We start from the raw sequence: 2342 nt of genomic DNA, 5'->3' as shown, positions 1-2342 counted from the left end.
TCGACCGCCGGCGCGCTGGCCTGGCTCGACGCCGGGCTGCGGCGGCTGCGCGAACTGGTCACGGCCGCACCGACTTCGGTCGTGATCAACCGCGAGAACTCTCCGCTGCGGCGGCGCGCGGACGTGGCTCGCCATATCCTCGGAACGGGCGTGGTGCACACCGCGCGGCCGGATCGCAGTGTCGGGCAGCTGCGCGGACTCGCCCGGTGGGGTTTCAATCTCGCCGGCGGCTACGCGGCCGCGGCCGCGCATTCCCCCCACCGCATCGCCGTCGTCGACGATCGGCGCAGTCGCACCTTCGCCGACATCGACCGGCGCAGCACCGCACTGGCGGGCGGTATGGCCGGCCTGGGCCTGCGCACCGGCGACGCGATCGGCCTGCTGGCCCGCAATCACGCCGGCATGGTCGAAACCATGGTCGCTGCGGGCAAACTCGGCGTGGATACGATCCTGCTCAATGCGGGCCTGTCGGCCCGGCGGATCGAGGAAATCGTGCAGCGGCACCGGCTGGCGCACGTCTTCGTCGACGCCGAGCTGGAAGAACTGATCCACTACCTGCATTCCGACATCGTGCGCATCGCCACCGACGACGGCGCACCCGGGCGCACCACCATCGAGGATCTGATCACCGAGGGCGACAACGGCTTCGACAAACCGGCGCGGCCGGGCCGGTTGATCGTGCTGACCTCCGGGACCAGCGGAACCCCGAAAGGTGCGCGCCGCCCGCACGCCAAGGGCTTCGCCACGGTGGCGGCGCTGCTGTCGCGCATTCCGTTGCGCATGAACGACACCATGCTCATCCCGGCACCGCTGTTCCACACCTGGGGTCTGGCCGCCCTGCAGTTGAGTACCGCGCTGCGTGCCACCGTCGTGCTGCCCGAGCAGTTCGATGCCCGCGACACCCTGCGCCGGATAGCCGAAAACCGGGTCGGCACGGTGATTCTGGTGCCGACCATGGTGCAGCGGATCCTGGACCTGCCGACCCATGTGCGGGCCCGCTACGACACCTCCAGCCTGCGGATCGCGGCGAGTTGCGGGGCGCCGCTGGCCGGTGCCACCGTGCTGCGGTTCGCCGACAACTACGGCGATGTGCTCTACAACATCTACGGCTCCACCGAGGTGTCGTGGGCGACCATCGCCACGCCCGAGGATCTGCGGGCCGCGCCGACCACCGCCGGGCGGCCGCCGCTCGGCACCAAAATCGCTGTGCTGGGCCCGGATCGCACGCCCGTGCCGGTCGGCGCGACCGGACGCATCTACGTGGGCAATCACATGCTGTTCGACGGATACGTCAATTCGGCGCCGCCGGACGAGACCGACGGCATGCTCGACACCGGCGACCTGGGGTATCTGGACGCCGACGGGCGGCTGTTCATCGCCGGCCGCGACGACGAGATGATCATCTCGGGCGGTGAGAACGTCTTCCCGCGGCCGGTGGAGGAGGCGCTGTCGCATCTGCCGCAGATTGCCGATGTGGCCGTGGTCGGGGTGCCGGACCATGAATTCGGGCAGCGGCTGGCCGCGTTCATCGTCAAGCGGGAGGGTTCGGGCCTGGACCCGGACATGATCCGCACCTACGTCCGCAACCGGCTGAGCAGGTTCTCGGTGCCGCGCGATGTCACCTTCCTGTCGGCACTGCCGCGCGGTGAGACCGGCAAGGTGCTCAAGCGGCTGCTGATCGGCGGGAGCGCCGACCTGACCGGTCCGTTTCAACCGGCGGCCGAGTTGTGACCGCTCACCAGGGCGCACCCGCGTGGCATCCTCATTTGTCACGAGGATGAGCGAAATACATCCATCGGGGTCTCGTTACGGTTACGTTATAAAGGCAGCGCAGTAAACGGGCGGGGAAGGAAGTTTTCGCCAATGTCTGTTGCCACGCCGGGTTCTGCCGCCTCGCCAGGGTCTACCGCGTCCCGGGGGCCCGTCGCCGCACCGGGCGCTTCCGGCGAGGCCACCGCCGGCTCGACGCGCCCCAGTTTGACCATGTCCGGTCAATTGCTGTCGTCGCCGTTGAAGGATGTGTGGTCGCTGTCGCGGCACATGGTCGGCCACTTCGTCGAAAACGTCGCCCCCTGCGGCACCCTGCCCGGCGACGCCATCCACGGCGACATCACCACCATCACCCGCACCTGCCTCGAACTCGCCATCAGCCTCCTCGACGGCCGCGACATCCCCGAAAAAACCGAACGCCTCAAAGACGCCGCCGCCGCCTGGGCCCGCGAAGGCGTCCCCATCGACACCATCCACCACGCCATCCACGAAGGCTTCAAAATCGGCTTCGACCTCGTCGTCACCAACGCCACCACCAAAACCCGCACCACCACCAACAGCAACAGCAACAG

2 protein-coding genes are annotated in these 2342 nt (G+C 68.6%); both read left to right on the top strand.

Annotated elements, in window-relative coordinates:
• Window positions 1–1731 (top strand): AMP-binding protein (locus NE2_RS34365; RefSeq protein ID WP_063032916.1); only part of this gene is annotated, 1731 nt, incomplete at its 5' end.
• Between the two features lie 252 nt (window positions 1732–1983).
• Window positions 1984–2342 (top strand): RsbRD N-terminal domain-containing protein (locus NE2_RS34360; protein WP_507757091.1); only part of this gene is annotated, 359 nt, incomplete at its 3' end.

This window comes from Nocardia elegans NBRC 108235 (assembly GCF_001612845.1).
GTDB classification, from domain to species: Bacteria; Actinomycetota; Actinomycetes; order Mycobacteriales; family Mycobacteriaceae; genus Nocardia; species Nocardia nova.
The sequence above is the reverse complement of the archived record's forward strand: the minus strand, read 5'-3'. Positions and strand labels throughout refer to the sequence as shown.